Origin of the sequence: Streptomyces sp. NPDC020299 (assembly GCF_044387825.1) — a bacterium.
GTDB lineage: Bacteria > Actinomycetota > Actinomycetes > Streptomycetales > Streptomycetaceae > Streptomyces.
In genome coordinates, this window is record NZ_JBIRWL010000016.1 from 223,714 (window position 1) to 246,759 (window position 23,046).

At 72.3% G+C, this 23,046-nt stretch carries 20 protein-coding genes; 15 read left to right on the plus strand and 5 right to left on the minus strand.

Going from position 1 to position 23,046, the window contains the following annotated elements:
• The first annotated feature begins 175 nt into the window (after positions 1-175).
• The 3 genes from ACH45E_RS34265 to ACH45E_RS34275 are packed head-to-tail and all read left to right on the plus strand — an operon-like array spanning position 176 to position 4,190.
• Positions 176-2,356: an MMPL family transporter gene (locus tag ACH45E_RS34265; RefSeq protein ID WP_361453362.1), complete on the plus strand. Its 2,181-nt coding sequence runs from the start codon at positions 176-178 to the stop codon at positions 2,354-2,356.
• A gap of 5 nt (positions 2,357-2,361) precedes the next feature.
• Positions 2,362-3,555 carry a sensor histidine kinase gene (locus tag ACH45E_RS34270; RefSeq protein ID WP_361453359.1) on the plus strand — a complete coding sequence of 398 codons (1,194 nt, stop codon included), beginning with the start codon at positions 2,362-2,364 and terminating at the stop codon, positions 3,553-3,555.
• On the plus strand, positions 3,552-4,190 hold the full coding sequence (locus ACH45E_RS34275) for a response regulator transcription factor (RefSeq protein ID WP_361453356.1): 639 nt from the start codon (positions 3,552-3,554) through the stop codon (positions 4,188-4,190). The genes ACH45E_RS34270 and ACH45E_RS34275 overlap by 4 nt, the downstream gene beginning before the upstream one ends.
• A gap of 15 nt (positions 4,191-4,205) precedes the next feature.
• Here the strand turns inward: ACH45E_RS34275 and ACH45E_RS34280 are convergent, their stop codons facing one another.
• Together ACH45E_RS34280 and ACH45E_RS34285 are read right to left on the minus strand one after the other, a co-directional pair.
• The gene (locus tag ACH45E_RS34280) at positions 4,206-4,817 is read right to left on the minus strand and encodes a histidine phosphatase family protein (RefSeq protein ID WP_361453353.1); all 612 of its coding nucleotides are present in this window, start codon (positions 4,815-4,817) and stop codon (positions 4,206-4,208) included.
• The gene (locus ACH45E_RS34285) at positions 4,814-6,292 is read right to left on the minus strand and encodes an FGGY family carbohydrate kinase (protein WP_361453350.1); all 1,479 of its coding nucleotides are present in this window, start codon (positions 6,290-6,292) and stop codon (positions 4,814-4,816) included. Before ACH45E_RS34285 ends, ACH45E_RS34280 begins: the two co-directional genes overlap by 4 nt.
• A 164-nt stretch (positions 6,293-6,456) precedes the next feature.
• Here ACH45E_RS34285 and ACH45E_RS34290 point away from each other — a divergent pair, with 164 nt between their 5' ends.
• The 9 genes from ACH45E_RS34290 to ACH45E_RS34330 all read left to right on the plus strand — a co-directional run bounded on the left by ACH45E_RS34290 (position 6,457) and on the right by ACH45E_RS34330 (position 15,355).
• Positions 6,457-7,890, plus strand: a complete 1,434-nt coding sequence (locus ACH45E_RS34290; protein ID WP_361453347.1) for a sugar ABC transporter substrate-binding protein — start codon at positions 6,457-6,459, stop codon at positions 7,888-7,890.
• A 7-nt stretch (positions 7,891-7,897) separates the two neighbouring features.
• Positions 7,898-8,779, plus strand: a complete 882-nt coding sequence (locus tag ACH45E_RS34295; RefSeq protein ID WP_361453344.1) for a sugar ABC transporter permease — start codon at positions 7,898-7,900, stop codon at positions 8,777-8,779.
• Positions 8,776-9,606: a carbohydrate ABC transporter permease gene (locus ACH45E_RS34300; RefSeq protein ID WP_361453341.1), complete on the plus strand. Its 831-nt coding sequence runs from the start codon at positions 8,776-8,778 to the stop codon at positions 9,604-9,606. Before ACH45E_RS34295 ends, ACH45E_RS34300 begins: the two co-directional genes overlap by 4 nt.
• Positions 9,603-10,691 (plus strand): ABC transporter ATP-binding protein, encoded by a 1,089-nt coding sequence (locus ACH45E_RS34305; protein ID WP_361453338.1) that lies wholly within the window; start codon positions 9,603-9,605, stop codon positions 10,689-10,691. The genes ACH45E_RS34300 and ACH45E_RS34305 overlap by 4 nt, the downstream gene beginning before the upstream one ends.
• Complete coding sequence (locus ACH45E_RS34310; RefSeq protein WP_361453335.1) at positions 10,691-11,512, plus strand: DeoR/GlpR family DNA-binding transcription regulator; 822 nt, start codon at positions 10,691-10,693, stop codon at positions 11,510-11,512. Before ACH45E_RS34305 ends, ACH45E_RS34310 begins: the two co-directional genes overlap by 1 nt.
• Complete coding sequence (locus ACH45E_RS34315; RefSeq protein ID WP_361453332.1) at positions 11,499-12,581, plus strand: ABC transporter ATP-binding protein; 1,083 nt, start codon at positions 11,499-11,501, stop codon at positions 12,579-12,581. Before ACH45E_RS34310 ends, ACH45E_RS34315 begins: the two co-directional genes overlap by 14 nt.
• Positions 12,578-13,606, plus strand: a complete 1,029-nt coding sequence (locus ACH45E_RS34320; RefSeq protein ID WP_361453329.1) for a 2-hydroxyacid dehydrogenase — start codon at positions 12,578-12,580, stop codon at positions 13,604-13,606. The genes ACH45E_RS34315 and ACH45E_RS34320 overlap by 4 nt, the downstream gene beginning before the upstream one ends.
• A 20-nt stretch (positions 13,607-13,626) precedes the next feature.
• Complete coding sequence (locus tag ACH45E_RS34325; protein WP_361453326.1) at positions 13,627-15,054, plus strand: FGGY-family carbohydrate kinase; 1,428 nt, start codon at positions 13,627-13,629, stop codon at positions 15,052-15,054.
• Positions 15,055-15,148: 94 nt separating this feature from the next.
• Complete coding sequence (locus ACH45E_RS34330) at positions 15,149-15,355, plus strand: hypothetical protein (protein ID WP_361453323.1); 207 nt, start codon at positions 15,149-15,151, stop codon at positions 15,353-15,355.
• Between the two features lie 24 nt (positions 15,356-15,379).
• Here the strand turns inward: ACH45E_RS34330 and ACH45E_RS34335 are convergent, their stop codons facing one another.
• A complete protein-coding gene (locus tag ACH45E_RS34335; protein WP_361453320.1) occupies positions 15,380-16,042 on the minus strand; it encodes a DsbA family protein in 663 nt (220 codons plus the stop codon).
• A 136-nt stretch (positions 16,043-16,178) separates the two neighbouring features.
• On the opposite strand from ACH45E_RS34335, the gene pepN reads away from it, so the two are divergent.
• Together pepN and ACH45E_RS34345 are read left to right on the plus strand one after the other, a co-directional pair.
• Entirely contained in the window at positions 16,179-18,758 is a 2,580-nt protein-coding gene (gene pepN, locus ACH45E_RS34340) for an aminopeptidase N (RefSeq protein WP_361453317.1), read from the plus strand.
• Between the two features lie 213 nt (positions 18,759-18,971).
• On the plus strand, positions 18,972-20,018 hold the full coding sequence (locus ACH45E_RS34345) for a hypothetical protein (protein WP_361453314.1): 1,047 nt from the start codon (positions 18,972-18,974) through the stop codon (positions 20,016-20,018).
• A 40-nt stretch (positions 20,019-20,058) separates the two neighbouring features.
• Here the strand turns inward: ACH45E_RS34345 and ACH45E_RS34350 are convergent, their stop codons facing one another.
• Entirely contained in the window at positions 20,059-21,276 is a 1,218-nt protein-coding gene (locus tag ACH45E_RS34350) for a glycosyltransferase (RefSeq protein ID WP_361453416.1), read from the minus strand.
• A 160-nt stretch (positions 21,277-21,436) separates the two neighbouring features.
• Positions 21,437-22,258 (minus strand): NAD(P)H-binding protein, encoded by an 822-nt coding sequence (locus ACH45E_RS34355; protein WP_361453311.1) that lies wholly within the window; start codon positions 22,256-22,258, stop codon positions 21,437-21,439.
• Between the two features lie 151 nt (positions 22,259-22,409).
• Between ACH45E_RS34355 and ACH45E_RS34360 the strand changes: the two genes are divergently transcribed.
• On the plus strand, positions 22,410-22,955 hold the full coding sequence (locus ACH45E_RS34360) for a TetR/AcrR family transcriptional regulator (RefSeq protein WP_361453413.1): 546 nt from the start codon (positions 22,410-22,412) through the stop codon (positions 22,953-22,955).
• The last annotated feature ends 91 nt before the right edge of the window (positions 22,956-23,046 follow it).

A 23,046-nucleotide genomic window follows, 5' to 3' on the forward strand; every position in this document is an offset into this window, starting at 1 on the left:
CCCGCCTCGTGATCGTCTTCTCACCCTTCACGGCGGCGGGCGGAAAGAAGGAGACCCCCGTGAGGACGTGACTCACGGGGGTTTTCCCCTCCTTCCGGGTCCACCGATCGGTGGACGCCAGATTCAACCGGGTACCCGTGTCCGCCAACCACCTTGCACCGCAAGGCTTTGGGGCATGAGAACACCCACTGTGCGCATAGCGAGCTGGAGTGCGCGGCATCCCTGGAAGGCGGTCCTCGGCTGGCTGCTGTTCGTGGCCCTGTGCCTGGGCGTCGGCGGAGCCGTCGGCACGCACGGGGCGACGACGGCGGACTACCGGGTCGGCGAGGCCGGCCGGGCCGAGGCGATGGCGGCCGAGGGGCACCTGGAGCGGCTGTCCACCGAACAGGTGCTGATCTCGGCACGCTCGGGCGCCCTGGGCGAGCGGGCCGACACCGCCGCACGGGACCTCGCCGCCCGGATGAAGCGGCTGCCCGAGGTCGCGTCCGTGGCCGCCCCGGTACGGTCCTCGAACGGCCGTCTCCTCATGGTCGAGGTGTCCGTCAAGGGCGAGGAACGGGACGCGAAGGACAAGGTCGGCGCCCTTCTCGCGCAGACCGGGGCCGTGCAGCGGGCCCACCCCGAGCTGCTGCTCCAGGAGACCGGAAGTCCCTCCATCAGCAAGGGAGTCGACGAGCAGCGCGGCGACGACCTGGCCCTCTCCGAGAAGATCACGCTGCCGGTCACCCTGCTCACCCTGCTGGTCGCGTTCGGGTCCCTCACCATGGCCGCCGTACCGCTGCTGCTCGCGCTGTCGTCGATCGCGGCGGCCGTCGGGCTGGCGATGGTCGCCTCGCACGTCTCGCCCGACGCGGGGGTCGGCACGAACGTGATCCTGATGATCGGGCTGGCGGTCGGCGTCGACTACACGCTGTTCTACCTCAAGCGGGAACGGGAGGAACGGGCCCGCTCGGGCGGCCGGTTGAGCAGCGAGGCGCTGGTGGAGCTGGCGGCGGCCACCTCCGGACGGGCGGTCGTGGTCTCCGGGCTCGCGGTCGTCGCGTCCACCGCCACGCTCTACCTGGCCTCGGACGTCATCTTCTCCTCGCTGGCCACGGGCACGGCCGTGGTCGTCCTGGTCGCGGTGGCCAGCTCCCTGACCGCGCTGCCCGCGCTGCTGGTCCTGCTCGGCAGGCGCGCCGAGCGCCGGGCGCTGAGGCGGGCGGGGCGTGGGAAGCCCGCCCGGCGGCTGCGGGGTGAGGGCGGCGGCGGGTTCTGGTCGGCCCTGCTGCGGCCCGCCACCCGGCATCCGCTGGCCGCGCTGTGCGTCCCGGTCCTGGCACTGCTCGCCCTCGCCGCCCCGCTGAGCGGCCTGAAGATCACCGAGATGAGCCGGGACACGCACTCCCGGGAGATCCCCGCGATGCGGGTGTACGACCGCCTCAACGCGGCGTTCCCCGCACACCGGGTCACCCACCAGGTCGTCGTACGGGCCACCCCGGAGCGGTCAGGGGACGTCACCGCAGCTCTGCGCGCCCTCGTCCGCCGCGCCGCCGGCGACCCGCTGTTCACCGGCGCGTCCCGGATCCGCACCTCCGCCGACCACCGCACCAGCACCCTCGAACTACGGGTGCCGTACCTCGGCAACTCCCCCCAGGCGTACGACTCCCTGGACCACCTGCGCCACACCTACCTGCCCGCCACCGTCGGCCGGATCACCGGAGCCGAGTACGGCGTGACCGGCGACGTCGCCCGCTACACCGACTATCCGGACCACCAGAACGGCAAACTGCCCCTCGTGCTCGGCGCGTTGCTGCTCGTCACCTTCGCGATGACCGTGTACGCGTTCCGTTCCGTCGTCCTCGGCCTGATCGGTGTCGTCCTCAACCTGCTGTCGGCGGCGGCCGCGCTCGGACTGCTCGTCCTCGTCTTCCAGCACACCTGGGCCGAAGGGCTGCTCGGCTTCCACTCCACCGGGTCGATCGGCTCGCGCGTGCCGCTGTTCCTGTTCGTCATCCTCTTCGGACTGTCCATGGACTACCAGGTGTTCGTGGTGAGCCGGATCCGGGAGGCGGTCCTCGCCGGCACCCCGACCCGGCAGGCGGTGCTCGACGGGATCCGCCGGTCGGCGAGCGTGGTGACCAGCGCGGCCGTGGTGATGACGACGGTCTTCGTGAGCTTCGTCTTCCTGCACATCATCGAGATGAAGCAGATCGGCTTCGTGCTCGCGGCGGCCGTCCTGCTGGACGCCTTCGTCGTACGGATCCTGATCCTGCCCGCGGCACTGCTGCTGCTCGGCGAGCGCAGCTGGTGGCCGTCGCGGCCGGCCGCGCGTCCGGAACACGTCCCCAACGGCGCGCTGGCCGACGTACGTTGACCGGTATGACCGCTCTCGCCGCGCCCTCCGCCGACGCCTTCTGGGCCGTGTCACTGCGCCGGTGGAACGCGGTGTGCTGGGTGCTGTTCGCCGCGATGGCCGTCGGTGTCGCGGCGCTCGGCGGGTCCGACCGGGACACCTACGCGGCCCTCGCCCTGCTGGCCTGCGTGGCGGTGAGCTTCGCGGTGCTGCACCGCTTCCCGGCCAACCCCGTGGTACGGCCGCACGGCTACCTCGGGGTGCTGGTGGCCGCGCTCGGCGGCCTCGCCTACCTGGGGTCCAGCTACGCGGCCCTGTTCATGGTGACGCTGCCGCACTACTGGATGTTCGGGCGGACCCGGCGGGCGTCGATGGGGTTCCTGGGGCTGGCCACCGCCGGCACGCTCGCGGGCAGTTGGGTGCGGCAGGGCTGGTCGGCGGAGTTCTTCGGCGAGACGGCGGTGTCCACGCTGATCGTGGTCGCGGTGGGGGCGCTGATCGGGCTGTGGGCGCACTCGGTCGTCGAGCAGAGCACCGAACGGGCCCGGCTGATCGTCGAGTTGGAGCGTACCCAGGCCGAGTTGGCCGAGGCGCACCTGCGGCAGGGCGCGGCGGACGAGCGGGAGCGGATGGCACGGGAGATCCACGACACCCTCGCGCAGGGCTTCGCGTCCATCGTGGTCCTCGCCGAGGCCGCCCGCTCCGGGCTCGCCACCGACCCCGAGCGCACCGCCCGGCAGCTGCGTTCCATCGAGTCGACGGCCCGCGAGAACCTCGCCGAGGCACGCGAGCTGGTCGGCTCGGCGCAGCACGGCGGGCGGGCCGCGGCCGGGTCCGTGGCGCAGACGCTGCGCCGGATCCTGGACCGGTTCGCGGAGGACACCGGCCTCACCGTGGACGCGGAGCTCGCCGACCTCGACTGCGACCAGCAGACCCGGATCGCGTTGCTGCGCTGCACCCAGGAGTCCCTGGCCAACGTGCGCAAGCACGCCCGAGCCTCCACGGTCGGCGTGGTGCTGGCCCGGCGGCCGGACGGGGTGGAGCTGGAAGTCACCGACGACGGCGCCGGGTTCGTGGTGGAGGCCTCGACGGGCTTCGGCCTGGACGGGATGCGCAAGCGGCTGGCGGAGCTGGGCGGGCGGCTGACGGTGACCAGTTCGGTCGGGGACGGGACACGGATCCTGGCGGTGCTGCCGTCGGGCGGGGAGGGGGCGGCATGAGCGGGGACAGGCTGCGGGTCGTCGTGGTGGACGACCACACGGTGATGCGGGCAGGGGTGATCGCGCTCCTCGACGGTGAGACGGGCATCGAGATCGTCGGTGAGGCGGGCGACGGCCGTGCGGCCCTCGACCTGGTCGCCCGGCACGATCCCGATGTGGCACTGGTGGACCTGCGGATGCCGGTGCTGGACGGGGTGACGACGACCACCGAGATCGTCGCCCGGTATCCGCGTACCCGGGTGCTGATCCTGACGACGTACGACACCGACGCCGACGTGGAGCGGGGCGTGGAGGCCGGTGCCATCGGCTATCTGCTCAAGGACACCACCCGTGAGCAGCTGGCCGACGCGATCCGGGCGGCGGCGCGCGGGGAGACGGTGCTTGCGCCCCGGGTGGCGGAGAAGCTGGTCGCGCGGATGCGGCGCCCGGTGCAGGAGCCGCTGACCGCCCGCGAGACCGATGTCCTGGGCGCGGTCGCCGACGGGCTGACCAACGCCGAGATCGGCCGCCGCCTGGTCATCTCGGAGGCCACCGTGAAGACGCATCTGCTGCGCCTGTTCGCGAAGCTGGACGTGAACGACCGGACGCGGGCGGTGGTGGTGGCGATGGAGCGGGGGCTGCTGCGGCGGCCGTGAGCCCCTCGTTGTCCACTACGGCTCGCAGGGCAGGTTGAGCGACAGCAGGGACGTGGTGTCGCCGTCGATGCGGACCTCGCTCACCGCCGCGTTCCGCAGGCGCGGGAACACCCGGCGGTATGCGCCGAGCGGGATGTCCAGCAGCGAGCACAGCACCAGCCGGAGCAGGGTGTTGTGGGCGACGACGAGGACGCGCCCGCCGGGGTGCGCGGCGGCGATGCGGCGCAGGGCGGCGGTGCCCCGGCCGGTGGCCGCGAGGGGGTCCTCGGCGTCCGGGAAGGGGTGGGCGACGGGGTCGGCGCGGTAGGCGTCGGCCGCGTCGGGGTGCTCGGCGGCGAATTCGGCCAGCGTACGGCCCTCCAGCACCCCGAAGTCGCATTCCCGCAGGTCGGGTTCGCGGTGCGGGGTGAGCCCGAGGGCGCGGCAGGCGGGGTCGGCGGTGACGATCGCCCGGGAGAGGGGGGAGGTGACGATCGCGTCGACCGGGTGGGCGGCGGCCCACCGGCCGAGCGCCTCGGCCTGGGCCCGGCCGGTGTCGGTGAGGGCGATGTCGCTGATCCCGGCGTAGCGGTTCTCGGCGTGCCAGACGGTCTGCCCGTGCCGGGCGAGGAGGAGGGCGGTGCTCATGAGTCGGCAGTATCCCCCGCGAGGCGGGCGCGGGCGTGGGCGGCGACCTGGCCGGGCAGCCAGCCTCGTGCCTGGAGGCCGTCGAGGAGGCGGGCGTACGGCTCGGTGAAGCGGGCGGTGCGGCCGGGGCGGGGTTCGACGACCGTGCGGACGTGGACCATGCGGTCGGCGGCGTCGGCGAGGGTGGGGGCGGCGCCGGTGCCGTAGGCGGCCAACGCGGCCATGCCGAGGGCCGGTTCGGTCTGTTGCGGTACGCGGGCCGGGCGGCCCAGGATGTCGGCTCGGAGCTGGTTCCAGTAGGCGCTGCGGGCGGCTCCGCCGGTAAAGGTGAGGGGGCCGTCGAGGGGGGCGCCGAGATGATGGAGGTAGTCCAGGCAGAGGCGCTCCACGAAACCCACGCCCTGCAGCAGGGCGGCCCACAGGTCGGCGTCCGACACCGGGTCGCCGAGGAGGAGGGCGGTGGCCGCCGAGGAGCGGAACGGGAACCGCTCGCCCGGTGAGACCAGCGGGTAGGCGACCGCGTTCGACGGCTCGAAGGCGGCGGCACGGGCGTCCAGGGCGGCCGGGTCGGCGCCCGGGAAACGCGCGGCCAGCACCCCCGCGCCGGCGCTGGAGGCACCGCCCGGCAGCCAGCCCCCGTCCGGCGCACGGTGGTTGTAGACCACGCCGGCGGGGTCGTGGACCGGCTCGGCTGCGGCGCCCTTGAGCACCAGGGTCGTCCCCAGCACCGAGTTCCAGGCGCCCGGGCGCAGCGCCCCGGAGGCGATCTGTGCCGCGCACCCGTCGGTCATCCCCGCGATGACGGGCGTGCCGGCGGGAATGCCGGTGGCCTCGGCGGCGGCCGGGCAGACCTCGCCGAGCCGGGTACCGGGGCGTACGACGTCGGGGAGGGCGTCCGCCGGAACGCCGGGGATCTTCGGCCAGGCGTCGCGCCGGAGGTCGTACGCCGTCTTGAGGGCGTGGCTGGAGTCGGTGGGGACGGGGTGGCCGACGAGGCGTGCGGTGATGACGTCCGGCTGGTGGGCCACCTTTCCGGAGCCCCCGTTCGCGGAGCCCGCGTTCGCGGAGCCCCCGTTCGCGAGCAGCCACAGCGCCTTCGGCAGCGCCCAGCTGTCCTGGACGGCGAGCCCGGCCATCCGCAGCCGCGCCGCCTCGGCCCCGGCCCGCCCGTCGTCGTACATCAACGCGGGCCCGAGCGGCTGCCCGGCCGTGTCCGTCAGCAGCACGGTCCCGGAGGTCCCGCACACCGCAAGGCCGCCGACCCGGCACCCGGCCGGCAGCGCCTGCCGGACCGCGGCGCACACCGCCTCCCACCACTCCCCCGGCTCCTGCTCGTGCCGCACCCCCTCGCGCCGCCCGTGCCGCAGCGGGGCCGAGCCGCCGCCCACGACCGCGCCGTCCGCCGTCACGAGCAGCGCGCGTACGCCCTGCGTCCCCAGGTCGATCCCCAGCCATGCCTCGGCCCCGGAGCCCATCCGGACCTCCCACACATCGCGACCTGTCCTGTGAACTTCCCACTCTGCACTGAGATTTCACCCCGCACGAGGGATTGACGGGCTTCTTTCTCCGTTACACCCTCTGTTATCGAGTCGATTCGACGTGTTAACCCGACCGGCCCCGACCCCCACGGAGGTCACGGATGGACAGGCACGTGCACGACCGCCGACGCTTCCTCGCCCTCACCTCAGGCCTCACCGCCGCCACCGTCGCGGCCCCGCTGCTCACGGCCTGCGGCGCGGGCTTCGGCGGGAACGACGACAAGGGCGGCGGCTCGGCCGCGGACGACGTCACGGGCGCCTTCGACTGGAAGCGGGAGAAGGGCACCACCGTCAAGGCGCTGCTGAACAAGCACCCGTACACGGACGCCCTGATCGCCGACCTGAAGTCCTTCACCGCGAAGACCGGCATCAAGGTGGAGTACGACGTCTTCCCCGAGGACAACTACTTCGACAAGCTCACCGTGGACCTCTCCAGCGGGCGTGCCTCGTACGACGTCTTCATGCTGGGCGCCTACATGGTGTGGCAGTACGGGCCGCCGGGCTGGCTGGAGGATCTCGGCCCCTGGATGCGCAACTCCTCGGCCACCGGCGCCGAATGGGACCAGGCGGACTTCTTCCCCAACCTCCTCCAGGCCGACCAGTGGTCCCTGAAGGCGGGCGCGCCGCTCGGGCGGGGCGGGCAGTACGCGCTGCCGTGGGGCTGGGAGACGAACGTCGTCGCCTACAACACCGAGGTGTTCGGAAAGCTGGGCCTGAAGCCCGCCGAGACCTTCGACGAGCTGCGCGAACTCGCCGGGGTGATCAAGAAGAAGGCGCCGGGCGCCGGCTTCGACGGCATGTACGGGATCGCGGTGCGCGGCTCACGCAGCTGGGCCACCATCCACCCGGGGTTCATGACGATGTACGCCCGCAACGGGCTGCACGACTTCACGGTCAAGGGCGGGAAGCTCACTCCCGCCATGAACACCCCCGAGGCCGTCGCCTTCACCCGGGACTGGGCGGGCATGGTCAAGCAGGGCGGGCCGCCCTCGTGGACGTCGTACACCTGGTACCAGTGCTCCAGCGATCTCGGCGCGAAGAAGGCGGGCATGCTCTTCGACGCGGACACGGCCGCCTATTTCCAGGCCGTGCAGGGCGCGTCGCCCGCCTCCGGGAAGATCGCCTTCCACCCGGGGCCGAAGGGCCCGGACGGCTCCCTCGCCACCAACATGTGGATCTGGTCGCTCGGCATGAACGCCAAGAGCAAGAAGAAAAGCGCCAGTTGGCTGTTCCTCCAGTGGGCCACGGGCAAGGAGCACCTGCGCAAGGCCGCGATCACCAACAACCACATCGACCCGGTGCGGAAGTCGGTCAGCCAGGACGCCGCCTACAAGGACAAGATGAGGCACCTCCCCGGCTTCATCGAGACCTTCGAGACGGTCGTCGACCAGACGAAGATCCAGTTCACCCCGCAGTCCCAGTTCTTCGACGCCACCACCAGCTGGGCGGCGGCCCTCCAGGAGATCTACGGCGGCAAGAGCGCGGGATCCGTGCTCGACGGGCTGGCGAGCGACCTCAAGTCCAAGGTGGGGTGAGGAACGGATGGGCTGGCGGCGCACTCTCCGGCCGTACTTCCTGATCGTCCCGGCACTGCTGCTGACCTGCGGGATCCTCTACCCCTTCGGACTCGGGCTCTACTACACGCTGTTCGACTTCTCGGCGAGCAAGCCGCAGCCGGACATGGTCCGCCTCCACAACTACGAGACGGTCTTCACGCAGGACGCCTTCTGGAACTCGGCCTGGGTGACGGTGCTGTACGCGGTCGGCGCCGCCGCCGTGGAGACCGTGCTCGGGGTGACGGTCGCCCTGCTGCTGCACCGGTCCTCGCTCGTCGGCCGGATCCTGGAGAAGATCCTGATCCTGCCCCTGATGATCGCCCCGGTGATCGCGGCGATCATGTGGAAGCTGATGCTCCAGCCGTCCGTGGGGGTCGTCAACCACCTGCTGAAACCCTTCGGTCTTGGGGGAGTTCAGTGGACGGACACCCCGACCGGGGCGCTGCTTTCGTCCATCGCGGTGGACGTCTGGGTCTACACCCCGTTCGTGGCGATCCTCGCCCTGGCCGGGCTGCGGTCCCTGCCCGTGTCTCCCTTCGAGGCGGCGGCCGTCGACGGCGCCCGCTGGTGGTACACCTTCCGGCGGCTGACCCTGCCGATGCTGTGGCCGTACGTGCTGGTCGCGGTGATCTTCCGGTTCATGGACTCGCTGAAGGTGTTCGACATCATCTACGCCCTGACGGAGGGCGGGCCGGGCGACTCGACGGTGGTCCTCCAGATCCGGGCATACCTGGAGGCGATCCGCTTCCAGCGGTACAGCTTCGGGATCAGCTACACGATCGTGCTGTGGGCCGTGGTGTATCTGGCCGCGATGGTGCTGGTGCGGCATCTGGGGCGGATCCAGCGGCGGGCGGCGGAGGTGAAATGACCTACAAGAAGCGCCTGTTGGGATGGCTGGCGGACGCCGCTCTCATCCTCTACTTCGTCTTCGCGCTGTTCCCCGTCGCCTGGATGGTGATCCTGTCGCTGAAGCCGGCGGACCAGCTCTTCAGCACCTATTTCTCCTTCTCGCCGACGCTGGACGGCTACCGGACCGTCCTCGGCGACAGCGAGGGCATCCCGTTCGTGCGGTTCTTCGTCAACAGCCTGGTGGTGTCGGTGGGCGCGGTCGTCCTGTCGCTCGTCGTCGGCCTGCCTGCGGCGTACGCCTCGGCGCGCTGGCGGTTCAAGGGTTCGGAGAACCTGATGTTCACGCTGCTGTCGTTCCGGTTCGCCCCCGAACTGACGGTGATCATCCCGCTGTTCGTGCTGTACCAGAAGCTCGGGCTGTTCGACACGTACGTCGGCATGGTGTGGGTGCTGCAACTGGTCACCCTGCCGCTGATCGTGTGGATCATGCGGTCGTACTTCGCCGATCTGACCCCGGAGTTGGAGCAGGCGGCCCTGCTCGACGGCTACACGCGCAAGCAGGCGTTCTTCCGGGTCGCCCTTCCCCTGGTCAAGCCGGGGATCGCGGCCGTGTCGCTGCTGGCGTTCATCTTCGCCTGGAACAACTTCGTCTTCCCGCTCATCCTCACCTCCAACGAGGCGCAGACGGTGACCGTGGGCGCACTGTCCTTCCTCGGCGGCGACCGGCCCAAGTACAACCTCACGGCCGCCGCCGCGCTGGTGTCCGTCGTACCGCCGCTGCTGCTGGCGCTGACCATCCAGCGCTACTTGGTGCGGGGACTGTCCTTCGGGGCGGTGAAGTCGTGATCGGGCTGCACGGCATCCGCAAGGCCTACGGACGGACCACCGCCCTCGACGGCCTCGAACTGGACGTCGAGGAGGGGGAGTTCTTCTGCCTCCTCGGCCCCTCCGGGGCGGGCAAGACCACGACCCTGAAGACCGTCGCCGGTCTCGAACAGCCCGACTCCGGCACGGTCGAGATCGACGGCGAGGACATGCGGGGAGTCGAGCCCTACGACCGGGGCGTGGCCATGTGCTTCGAGAGCTACGCCCTCTACCCGCACCGCTCGGTGTACGACAACCTCGTCTCCCCGCTGCGCTCCCCCCGGCACCGGCTGCCCGCCGCCGAGGCCCGCGAGCAGGTCGGCGCCACCGCCGAACTGCTGGGCATCGGCGCCCTGCTGGACCGCCCGGTGGGCCGGCTGTCCAACGGGCAGCGGCAGCGCGTGGCCCTCGGCCGGGTGCTGGTCCGGCCCGCCCGCGCCTTCCTCCTCGACGAGCCCCTCTCCCACCTGGACGCCAAGCTGCGGCAGCAGATGCGGGCCGAGCTGAAGGCGATCGGGGCGGTGCGGCGCACGACCACGCTGTACGTCACCCACGACTCGGTGGAGGCGCTGGCGCTCGGCGACCGGATCGGGGTCATCCGGGACGGGCGGATCGTGCAGACCGGGACCCGGGAGGACATCTGGTACCGGCCCTGCGACACGGAGGTGGCGCGGGCGTTCGGGCGGCCCCGGATCAATCTGCTGCCGGGGGTGGTGACGGAGAGCGGGGTGCGGTCGGACGGCGGGGTCGAACTGCCGGTCCGGGCGGAGGCGTCCCCGGGGACCGAGGTCCTGGTCGGCGTACGCCCCCGCGACCTCACGCTGAGCGGCGACGGCCACGAGCTCACCGGCACCGTGTACGTCACCGAGGTGCTGGGCCGGTCCGTCGAGGTGACCGTCCGGCTGGGCGAGGGCGAGCGGCACGTGTCGCTGGTGGCCCCGCGCGGCGACGCGGCGCGCCTGCGCCCCGACGATCCGGTGCGGCTGACGGTGCGGCCTGAGAACCTGCTGCTGTTCGAGGCCGACCGGCCGGAGCGCCCAGGACGACGGATCGGGACAAGCACGTGATGAGCAGCAGTGGTGCAAGCGGAGCGCAGCAGGGTCCCGCGGCCCGCCAGGCCGCCATGGCCGAGCGGGTGCTGGCCGACGGCTCGGCGACGGCGGCCGAGCTGGCCGAGCGGTTCGGGGTGAGCCTGATGACCATCCACCGGGATCTCGACGAGCTCGAACGGCAGGGGATCGTAAGGAAGTTCAGGGGCGGGGTGACCGCACAGCCGTCGGGTGTCTTCGAGTCGAACGTCCAGTACCGGCTGAAGACCATGCGGGCGCAGAAGGCCGCCGTCGCCGAGCAGGCGCTGAAGCACATAGAGCCCGGCATGGCGATCCTGCTGGACGACTCCACCTCCACCCTTGAGATAGCCCGCCGCCTCCGGCTCGGCGAGATCACCCCGCTCACGGTCGTCACCAACTTCCTGGAGGCGATCAGCCTACTGTCGGACCAGCGGGGCATCCACCTGATGGCGCTGGGCGGCGACTACGACCCGCTGCACTCGTCGTTCCTGGGGGTGTCGTGCGTGGAGGCGGTCGGGCAGTTGCGGGTGGACGTCTGCTTCGCGTCCACGTCGGCCGTGCACGGGGGGTACGCCTACCACCAGGAGCAGCACATCGTGTCCGTGAAGCGGGCGATGCTCGACGCGGCAGCGCGGAACGTCCTGCTGGTCGACCACACCAAGCTGGGCCGGGTCGCCCTGCACCGGGTCGTCCCGCTCTCCCGCTTCGACCTGCTCCTCGTCGACGACGGGGCGTCGCGGGAGGCGCTGCGGGACCTGGACGAGCACAAGGTCCGTTACGAGGTGTGCGTGACGAAGGGCGGCCATGACGGGACTTGAGTTACGTGAACTGCGCAAGACCTACCGGGCGCGGGGCCGGCCGGCGGTGGACGCCGTACGCGGCATCGATCTGGGGCTCGGTTCCGGGGAGCTGCTCGGGCTGCTCGGCCCGTCCGGGTGCGGCAAGTCGACGACCCTGCGGATGATCGCCGGGCTGGAGACGGTGACCGGCGGGGACATTCTGGTCGGGGGCGCGTCTGTGGTGCGCCGGCCCGCGCAGGAGCGGAACATCGGGGTGGCGTTCGAGAACTACGCGCTGTATCCGCCGCTGACGGTGGCGGAGAACCTGGCGTTCGGGCTGCGGGCGCGCCGGCGGGTGGCCCGGGGTTCCGCGGCGGAAGTCGACCGCAGGGTCGCCGAGATCGCCGAACGGGTCGGCCTCACCGGCATACTCGACGCCCGTCCGGCCGGGCTGTCCAGCGGGCAGAAGCAGCGGGTGTCGCTGGCCCGCGCCCTGATCCGCGAGCCGGACGTGCTGCTCCTCGACGAGCCGCTCTCCCATCTGGACGCCGCCCAGCGCGACACCACGCGCCGCGAACTCAAGCGGATCCAGCGGGACCTGGGGCACACCACCATCCTGGTCACCCACGACCAGGAGGAGGCCCTCTCCCTCGCCGACCGGATCGCGGTGATGAAGGACGGCGTGATCCAGCAGCTCGGCACGCCCTTCGAGATCTACGACAGTCCCGCCACCGCCTTCGTCGCGGACTTCGTCGGCGAGCCCGCGATCAACCTGCTGCCCGGCATCGCCACGTCCGACGGCCACGCCCGCCTCTCCGGCACCGTGCGGATCGCGTTGCCGGTGCCGGTGGCCGAGGGCCGCGCGGTGGTCGTCGGGATCCGCCCCGAGGACCTCGAACTGACGGGTGCGGACGGCATCCCCGCCCGCGTGGTGGCCCATGAACCGCTCCTCGAATCGGGGATCGCCACCCTCGCCCTAGACGGGGTGGAACACCCCCTCGTCGTCCTCACCGGCCCCGAGGTGCGCCTCGCGCACGACGACCGGGTCCGGGTGGCGCCCGGACTCACCCATGTCTTCGACGCCGAGACGGGAGAATCCCTGCGATGACCTCCGCCCGCAGTGTGCGTGTCGTGGCCGCCGGCGACCACTTCGTCCTGCCGTCGCTCATCACGGAGGCGCTGGCCCACGAAGCGCCCTGCGATGTCGGGGAGTTGACCCTCGGCTGGCCCCTCGAACCGTTCGGCCCGGTCGCCGAGGTGAGCGAGGCGAGCGACGCCGAGGAGAAGCTGATCGGCGCGCTCGCGGACGCCGAGGTGCTGGTGACCCAGATGGGTCCCGTCACCGCGCGCGTCCTCGACGCCTGCCCCCGGCTGCGGCTGGTCGTGGTCTGCCGGGGCGGCCCGGTCAACGTCAACCTGGACGCGGCCAGGGCGCACGACGTCCGGGTGTGCTTCGCGCCCGGCCGCAACGCCGCCGCCACCGCCGAGTTCACCGTCGGCCTGCTCCTCGCCGCGCTGCGCCGCATCCCGCAAGCCCACGATCTGCTGGCGCGGCAGGGCAGTTGGGCCGGGGCGGCCTACTACACGTACGAGCACAGCGGCCTGGAGCTGGAGGACCTGCCCGTAGGCCTGGTCGGGTACGGGGCGGTGGGCAGCCGGGTCGCGCGGGTGCTGTGCGCCTTCGGGGCGCGGGTGATGGTGTACGACCCGTATGTCCGCGGGGAGGTCCACGGGCTGCGCCTTGCCTCCCTGGACGACCTGCTGCGCCGCTCCCGGGTGATCACCCTGCACGCCCGGCTCACCGAGGAGACGCGCGGGCTGATCGGCGCCCGTGAGCTGGCGCTGCTGCCGCCCGGCGCGGTGGTGGTGAACGCGGCGCGCGGCCCGCTCCTCGACGAGGCCGCGCTGTGCGACGCGCTGGAGAGCGGGCGGCTGTCGGCGGCGGCCCTCGACACTTACGCGGTCGAGCCGTTGCCGCCGGACGCGCGGCTGACGGGGCTGGCGGAACGGGTCGTCCTGACCCCGCATCTGGGTGGGGCCAGCCGGGCGGTGGCGGAGAAGGCCGCGCGGATCGCGGCGGCGGAGGTGGGGCGCTGGGTGCGCGGGGAGCCGCTGGCTCACTGCCTGACTTGATGGTCGTACCGGGAGGTGGCATGTACGTCGGGATCGATGTGGGCACGTCCATGGTGAAGGCCGCCGCGTTCGACGCGACGGGACGCCAACTGGCCGTCGAGGCCCGCCCGGTGGGCCTCGATCTGCGCGAGGGGCGGGTGGAGCAGGACATGGCGGAGGTGTACGGGGCGGTCGTCGCCGTGCTCGGCGCGCTGACCGCGCGGGTGCCGGACCGGGTGGAGCTGGCCGGGCTGACCGGGCAGGGCGACGGGGTGTGGCTGGTCGACGCCGAGGGGCGGCCGGTGCGGCCCGCGGCTTCCTGGATGGACGGCCGGGCGCACGAACTGCTCGACCAGTGGCTGGCCGACGGGACGTTCGAGACCGTGTTCCGGCGCACGGGCGGCGCCATGTTCCCGGGGTGTCCGGGGCCGCTGCTGGCCTGGTTCGACCGGTACGAGCCGGGGTCGCTGGACGCGGCGACGGCGGCCGTCTACTGCAAGGACATGGTGTTCCAGCGCCTGACGGGCGCGGCCCGGGCGGCGACGGACGTGTCGGACGCGTCGATGCCGTTCCTCGACCCGCGCACCCGGTCCTACGACAACCGGGTCGTCGAGCTGCTGGGGCTGACCCACCGCAGGCGCCTGCTCGCCCCGGTCAGCGACCCGGTGGCGACCGGCGAGGCGCACGGCGAGGGACTGCCGCCCGGCACACCGCTCGCGAACGGCCCGTACGACCTGCCCGCCTGCGCGCTCGGCGCGGGAGTCACCCGGCCCGGCGACGGCCTGCTGATCGTCGGCACCTGCCTGGCCGCCCTGGTCGCCACCGCCGAGCTGGACCTGACGGGTGAGCCGGCCGGCCTGTACATCTCCACCGACCGCCCGGGCCACCGGCTGCGCGCGATGCCCGCGATGGTCGGCACGGCGGCCCTGGACTGGGTGCTGTCCACGACGGGCGTGCGCCACGACGAGGTCGACGCCCTGCTGGCCGACACCCCGCCCGGCGCCCACGGTGTCCGCGTCCTGCCCTACTTCGCGCCCTCCGGCGAACGCGCCCCCTTCGTCGAGCCCCGGCTGCGGGCCGAACTCACCGGCATCTGCCTGGAGTCCACCCCCGCCGACCTGGTCCGCGCGACCTGCGAGGGCATCGGCTACGCGGCCCGGAACTGCCTGGCCGCGGCCGGTCTGACGGGGACCCTGGCGGTGTGCGGCGGCGGCACCCGCAGCCCCGCCTGGACGCGGCTGCTGGCCGATGTGCTGGGCCGCCCGTTACGCGTGGTCGAGGGCGAGGTGGGCGCCCGGGGCGCGGTGCTGGCGGCCGCCGAACGGTACGGGGTGGCCCTGGACCCGGACACCTGGACCCGGCCGACCCTCGTGGTGGAGCCGGACGCGGACCGGGCGGTGTACTACGCCAAGGGCTACGAGGAGCACCTGGAACGGCTGGCGGAGGCCAGGACCCGGGCGCGGCGGTGACCGCGGCCCGGCCCGGCATCCCTTAAGGGGTCCTTGCACTATGCCCGCCCGGGTCGCGCGCTCATAGTGCAAGGACCCCTAAGGAAGGCGGTACATGGAGTACAAGCGATGCCCGAGTTGCGGCGGCCCGCTGCAGGCGTTCCGCCCGCTCACCGACGAGGAGAAGGAGTACGTCCGCAAGGAGAAACCGAACCACGCGCCCGACGCCTACGTGCGCTGCACCCGGGAGGGCTGCCGCCGCTACCAGCGCAGCTGGAACTGGACCGACGGCGGCTGGTTCCCCCCTCCCGAGGAGGCGTGAGGGTCAGGCATCAGGCATCGAGGATCAGAGGTTGCTGAAGTCGGGTCCCTTGGTCCGGGTCCGCTTGATCTCGTAGAAGCCGGGGACCGAGGCGACCGCGAGGGTGCCGTCCCAGAGGCGGGCGGCTTCCTCGCCCTTGGGGGCGGGGGTGACGACGGGGCCGAAGAACGCGATCTGCTCGCCGTCGGGGCCCGGGACCGCGATGACCGGGGTGCCGACGTCCTGGCCGACCTTCTCGATGCCCTCCTTGTGGGAGGCGCGCAGCTCGGCGTCGAACTCGAAGTCCTTCTGCTCGGCGTACTCGATGAGGTCGGCGGGCAGGCCGGCGTCCGCGAGGGCACCCGCGATCGCCTCGAGGGTCGGGCCCTCGCCGTTGTTGTGGAAGCGGGTGCCGAGCGCGGTGTAGAGGGGGCCGAGGACGTCGGCGCCGTGCTTCTGCCAGGCCGCGGTCACCACCCGTACCGGCTTCCACGCCTTGGTGGCGAGCATCTCCCGGTACTCCTCGGGCAGCTCGTCGAGCCGGTTCTCGTTCAGCACGGCCAGGCTCATGATGTGCCAGCGGACCTCGATGTCCCGGACCTTCTCCACTTCCAGCACCCAACGGGAGGTCATCCAGGCCCAGGGGCACAGCGGGTCGAACCAGAAGTCGACGGGGGTCTTGCCGGAGGCGGTCGTGGTCTCGGACATGGCTCTCCTCGGAAAACGGGTCGTTTCCAGCGGCAACACCAGGATCACCGCGCTCATTCCCGCTGTCCCGCGTCAGGGGCGCATGGCAGGATCGGTCCTGTTCAGACCTACCCCGACGATGAGGGAGTTGCCGCCCGTGCCCGGTGAGAATCTGTCCCGCGACGAGGCCCGGGAGCGGGCCGCCCTGCTGTCCGTCGACGGGTACGAGGTGTCCCTGGACCTGCGGTCCGCGGTCGGTGGCGGCAACGGCGAGCCGCGCGCCTTCCGCTCGGTCACCACCATCCGGTTCCGGTGCAGCGAACCGGGAGCGTCGACCTTCGCCGACCTGATCGCCCCGAGCGTGACCGCCGTCACACTCAACGGGAAGGATCTGGACCCGGGCGAGGTCTTCGACGGCTCCCGGATCGCCCTGGAGGACCTGGCCGCCGAGAACGAGCTGACCGTCGACGCCCAGTGCGCGTACTCCCGCACCGGCGAGGGCATGCACCGCTTCGTCGACCCCGAGGACGGCGAGGTCTACCTCTACACCCAGTACGAGCCGGCCGACTCCCGCCGCGTCTTCGCGAACTTCGAGCAGCCCGACCTCAAGGCCCCCTTCCGCTTCGAGGTGCGGGCGCCGGAGGGCTGGACGGTGTGGAGCAACGGCGCCGGTGAACTGGCCGACGGTGTCTGGCGGTTCGCGGAGACGAAGCCGATCTCGACCTACATCACCTGCGTCGTCGCGGGCCCGTACCACTACGTCACGGAACTCTACACGCGCACCTTCGAGGACGGCTCCCGGCTGGAGATCCCGCTCGGCGCCATGTGCCGCAAGGGCCTCGCCCCCTACTTCGAGGCCGACGACGTCTTCCTGATCACCAAGCAGGGCCTGGACTTCTTCCACGACCACTTCGACTACCCGTACCCCTTCGGGAAGTACGACCAGGCGTTTGTCCCCGAGTACAACCTCGGCGCGATGGAGAACCCGGGGCTGGTGACCTTCCGCGAGGAGTACATCTTCCGCGGGAAGGTGACGCAGGCGTCGTACGAGAGCCGGGCCAACGTCATCCTGCACGAGATGGCCCACATGTGGTTCGGTGACCTGGTCACCATGGAGTGGTGGGACGACCTGTGGCTCAAGGAGTCCTTCGCGGACTTCATGGGCACGTTCGCGAACGTCGGCGCGACCCGCTTCAGCGACGCGTGGATCACCTTCGCCAACCGCCGCAAGGCCTGGGCCTACCGCGCCGACCAGCTGCCCTCCACCCACCCCGTCACCGCCGACATCCGCGACCTCCAGGACGCCAAGCTCAACTTCGACGGCATCACCTACGCCAAGGGCGCCTCCGTGCTGAAGCAGCTGGTGGCGTACGTCGGCCAGGACGCCTTCCTGGAGGGCGCCCGCCGCTACTTCAAGCGCAACGCCTACGGCAACACGCGCCTCGGCGACCTGCTGTCGGTCCTGGAGGAGACCAGCGGCCGGGACCTGACCGGCTGGGCGCGCTCCTGGCTCCAGACGGCCGGGGTCAACTCGCTCACCCCGCAGGTGCTGCTGGACGAGGCGGGCCGGATCGCCGAGCTGGCCGTACTCCAGGAGGCGCCCGAGTCACACCCGGAGCTGCGCCCGCACCGGGTGGCGGTGGGCCTGTACCGGCGTACGCCCGAGGGGGCGCTGGAGCGGTACGCGCGCGTGGAGGCGGACGTCGAGGGGGCGCGGACGGTGATCGCGGAGCTGTCGGGCGCGGACGCACCGGAGCTCGTGCTGGTCAACGACGACGACCTCACCTACTGCAAGATCCGCTTCGACGAGACCTCGCTGGCCACCCTGCGGGAGCACCTCGGCGCGATCACCGACCCGCTGGCCCGCGCGCTGTGCTGGTCGGCCCTGTGGAACCTGACCCGGGACGCGCTGCTCCCGGCCCGGGAGTTCGTCGGCCTGGTGCTGCGCTTCGCGGGCCGGGAGTCCGAGATCGGCGTGGTGCAGATGCTGCACGCGTGGGCCGAGTCGGCGCTGGTGCACTACGTGGCCCCGGACTGGCGGGAGAGCGGCGAGCGGCTGCTCTCCGAGGGTGCCCTGCGGGAGCTGCGGCGGGCCGAGGCGGGCAGCGAGCACCAGCTGGCGTGGGCGCGGTTCTTCGCGTCGGCGGCCACCGGCGAGGACCATCTGGCGCTGCTCAAGGATCTGCTGGACGGCACCGAGGGGATCGAAGGGCTGGACGTGGACCAGGAGCTGCGCTGGGCGTTCCTGGAGCCGCTCGCCGCGCACGGCGTGGCGGACGAATCCGTGGTGGCGGCCGAACTGGCCCGTGACGACACGGCGTCCGGCAAGCGCCACCAGGTCCGCTGCCTGGCCGCCCGTCCGTCGGCGGCGGTGAAGGCGCAGGCGTGGTCCCAGGTCGTGGAGTCCGACGCGCTGTCCAACGCGTTGGTGGAGGCCACCATCGCGGGCTTCGCGCAGGCCTCGCAGCGGGAGCTGACGGCGCCGTACGCGCCGAAGTACTTCGCGGCGATCGAGCGGGTGTGGAGCGAGCGGTCCATCCAGATCGGCATGGACGTGGTCCGGGGCCTGTTCCCCTCGTTCCAGGACTCACCCCAGACGCTGGAGGCGGCGGACGCCTGGCTGGCGGCGCACCCGGACGCGGCGCCCGCGCTGCGCCGGCTGGTGCTGGAGGCGCGGGACGATCTGGCGCGGGGGCTGCGGGGGCAGGCGTGCGACGCGCGGGAGGCCGTGGCCTGAGCCCGACCTTTGGCCTGAGATCGGTTGATCTGTGACCGTTACGGAATTCAGGCAATAGGAGCCGTAACCCCTGGTCCGCACCCGAACGGACCAGGGGTTTTCCCTGCCTACTCGGCACCCGAACATCCGTCCTTTAGTACCGGCTTGTCCGTATTTATCGACAGGCATGTAACAGCGGTTAGGGGACGGTTCGGACACGGGAATCGGGTCGGCATGACGCACAACACCCCGCTCTCCCCCCGCCCCCTCCGCCACCTCTCCGAGGTGCACCGCCGCGTGATGACCGCGGCCCAGCTCCGCTCCCACGGCGTCACCGCCGCCGAACTGAGCGACCAGTGCCGCCCCGGCGGCCCCTGGCAGCAACTCCTGCCCGGCGTCACCCTGCTCCACCCCGGCCCGCCGACCAGCGAGGAGCGCCTGCACGCGGCCCTGATGTACGCGGCGAAGGAGCCGGCGTCCGGGCCGCCCGCGGTGCCCGAGCAGCCCAGCGCGGGCACCCCGCACCGCCCGGTGTACGCGGACGCGATGATCACGGGCCTGGCCGCCCTGACGCTGCACGGCTTCACGTCGGCGCCTGTGCTGCCGTCCCTGGAGTACATCGACGTACTGGTCCCGCGGCTGCGCCGGCTGCGTTCCGCGAGCTACGTCCACGTCGTCCGCACGGCCGACCTGCCCGCTCCCCGCCAGGTGACGGGCCTGCCGGTGGCACCGGTGCCGCGGGCGCTGGCGGACGCGGTGGCCGGGCTCGCGGACGCGACGGCGGTCCGCCGGCTGCTGACCGAGGCGGTACGCGCGGGCCACTGCGAACCGGCGGCCGTGGTACGGGAGTTGACCCGGGCGAAGCTCCTGACCCGCCCGCACGTGGTGGACGCCGTGGACTCGCTGCTGGCGGAGGGCCGGGCGGTCGCGGAAGGCCGCCTGTACCGGATGGTGCACAAGTACGGCCTCCCCGACCCCGTCTGGAACGTCGACCTCCGCCTCCCCGGCGGCCCGCACCTCGGCGGTCTGGACGCCTACTGGCCCGAGCAGGCGGTCGCGGTGGAACTGGACACGCGGGCCCCGCGGCAGGAGGAGGACGCGATGTGGTCCGAGTACGCCCGCAAGCGGGAGCACCTGGAGCGGCTGGGCATCACGGTCGTCCACATCACCCCGCGGAAGCTCCGGAACTCGATGGAACAGCAGGCGACGATCATCCGCACAGCCCTGATGGCCGCGGCGGACCGGGACCCGGCCGCGTATGTCGTCGTCCTCCCCCGGTAGCGGGGGCGGCGCACCCGCTACCCCTGCCTCTCCACCTCTTCTACTTCTCCCAGGCGCCGCCGAGCAGGTCCGGGCGGAGTCCGTCGGCCGGCGCGCCGACGTGGGAGGAGTGGACCCGCTCCAGCAGTGCGGCGTACGACGCGATCATCCGGGTACGGCTGAAGCGCTCACGGCTCCGCAGCAGCGCCGGGGCGAAGCCGGCGCGGCCCGCGACCGCGCCCGACCAGGCCTGGGCGATGGCCTCGGGATCGGCCGGGGTGACGACGCCGTGGCCGGAGACCAGGGCCGCGCTGTCCCCGACGTCGGTCGTCACGGGGACGGCCCCGCACATCATGCCCTCGATGAGGCAGAGCGGTGCCGCCTCACCGGAGGAGGAGGTGAGGGCGACCACGTCGGCGGCCGCGTACACCGCTTCCATGTCGCCCCGTACCCCCAGCAGATGCACCCGCTCGGCGAGGGACGCACCCCGCTCCCCGAAGGCGGCCTCGATGTCGGCCGCCAGCGCCGGGTTCCCGGACGTCATCCCCGCCCCGCACATCAGCACATGGCCCCCGCCCTCACGCCCCAGCCAGGCCCGCGCCGCCCGCAGGAAGAGCGGGACGTTCTTCATCGCGGCGTACCGGGCGGCGAAGACGACGACCGGCGCCGTGCCGGGTATGCCGAGCGCCGTACGCAGGGCCAGCCGCCGGGCCGGGTCCGGGCGGAACCGGAACAGGTCCACCCCGTTGGGGATGACGTGCAGCAGCCCGGCCGGTATCCCGGCGTCCCGGTACGCCGCCCGCGTCGACTCCGCGCAGCACACGCACGCCACCACCGTGCCGTCGGCGATGGCGGCCTTCAGCTCGTCCAGGGCGGCCCCCTGGTTCTCGGGGTCGGAGCGGTGCAGACAGACCACGACCGGCCGGCGGGGCAGCCCGCCCTGGTTCAGCAGCGCGAGCGGCTGCTCCTTGAGGGAGAGGATCACGTCGGCCGCCGCCATCGCCCGGGCCGTATCGGCCAGTTCGGGCCCGCTGAAAACAGCCGGACGATCGTCCGAACCGGCCTGGCCGCGCCCCAGGGTGCCGACACCCACCCCGGCTGCCGTCAGCGACCGGTAGCAGGCGTCGTCCCGCATCCGCTGCCGGGTCGCCTCCCGGTGCACCTCGCCGTGGATGCTGAGTACCCGGTGGTCCTGGCCGCCCTCCGCCAGCCCCAGTACGACATCGCTGTGCACGATCCGGGCCCCTCCGGAGAAGAAGCCCTCGTAGACCGACAGCACTCGCAGTCCGCGTCCCGTACGCATGCGATCACCCGCCTTGCATATAAATCGAGCCAAACCCGTGAACAGCGGGTCAGCCGATATGAGGCGGTACGGACGTTTCGTACGGATGAACTGGACGTCTCGTATCGAAGTCGGCTCAGTTACACCCACTCACGGCTCACCGGAACGCCCCGACGTTCCGCTCCGCCCACTGGGCGAAGGCACGCGGGGCCCGCCCAAGGACCCGCTCCACATCCGGGCTGACCTGCTGTTCCTCCGGCATGGGGGCGCCGAGCAGGGCCAGCGTGCCCGTCACCACCGGCGGCGGCATGAACGCGGCCATCTGCGCCTCGGCCTCCTCCCGCGTCTGCTCCACGAACCGGACCGGCTCGCCGAGCGCCGCCGCGAGGGCGCCCGCCCGCTCGCGCGGGGTCGTGGGCGCGGGGCCGGTGAGGGTGTAGGTGGCTCCAATGTGACCGGCCCCGCGGAGGACCGCCGCCCCCACCGCCGCCACGTCGTCAGGGTCGACGAAGGGCAGACCCACGCCCCCGAAGGGCGCCGCGGCGGTGCGATGGACGCGTACCGGCTCGGCCCAGGCGAAGGCGTTCGACGCCAGGCCGCCAGAGCGCAGGATCGTCCACTCCAGGCCCGATTCCCGCACGGCCGCCTCGAAGCCGGCCGCGTGCGCGTAGACCTGAGGGCGGGTGCCGGCCCCCTGACTGGAGAGCAGCACCAGCCTCCGCACCCCCGCCGCCTTGGCCGCACCCACGACGCCTTGCGGGTCTTCCCCCGCCACCAGCAGGAACACGGCCTCGGCGCCTTCGAGGGCGGGGCGCAGACTCTCGGCATCCCCCAGCTCGGCGGCCACCGCCCGCACCCCCGGCGGGACGTCCGCCTCGGTGATCCGGCGGGCGACCCCGGTCACCCGCTCCCCCGCCCCCACCAGCAGCCGTACCAGCGTCCGGCCGACGTTGCCCGTCGCACCCGTCACAACGATCATCTGATCCCCCAAAAGTTAGTTAGCTGACTGACTCACTTCGACGCGACGACCGTAGCACGGATCGCCCTCTAAAGTGAGTCGGGTGACTGACTCACAGACTTCGAGGCAGAATCCGAGGGTGAAGGCCGCCGGAGCCAAACGGCGGCGGCTGATGGCCGCGGCGGCCGAGGTGGTGCACCGGCAGGGCGTCGAGCGGACCACGATCGCCGACATCGCCCGCGCCGCCGACGTGCCGACCGGGAACGTCTACTACTACTTCAAGACCAAGGACGATCTGGTCGCCGCCGCACTCGACGAGCACTCCCGCCAACTCGATACCCTGGTCGACCAGCTGGAACGGGTCCCCGACCCCCGCGAGCGCCTCGTGGCGCTGGTGCGCGGCTGGGTGGAGCAGCGCGAACTGGCGGCCCGCTTCGGCTGCCCCACCGGAACGCTGGCCACGGAACTGGACAAGCGCTCGGAGGGCGGCCTCGACGCCGAGGCCGGGAAGGTCATCAGGCGGCTCCTCGACTGGGTGGCAGGACAGTTCCGGGAACTGGCCCTGCCCGACCCGGACGGCCTCGCACTGACGCTGGTGGGCGCGTACCAGGGCATGTCACTGCTGGCCAACGCCCTGCGCGACCCGGAGGTCATGACGAAGGAGGGAGCCCGCCTGATCGACTGGCTGGGCTCGCTCCCGGGCGGGGAAGACCGCTAGGGCCTGTCTGACAATTCCCGCCTGCCCCGCGACGCCTGGCACGCACGCTCGCCGCGTTGCCGAACCGCCCACGTGGCTCCGCCACGAGGGC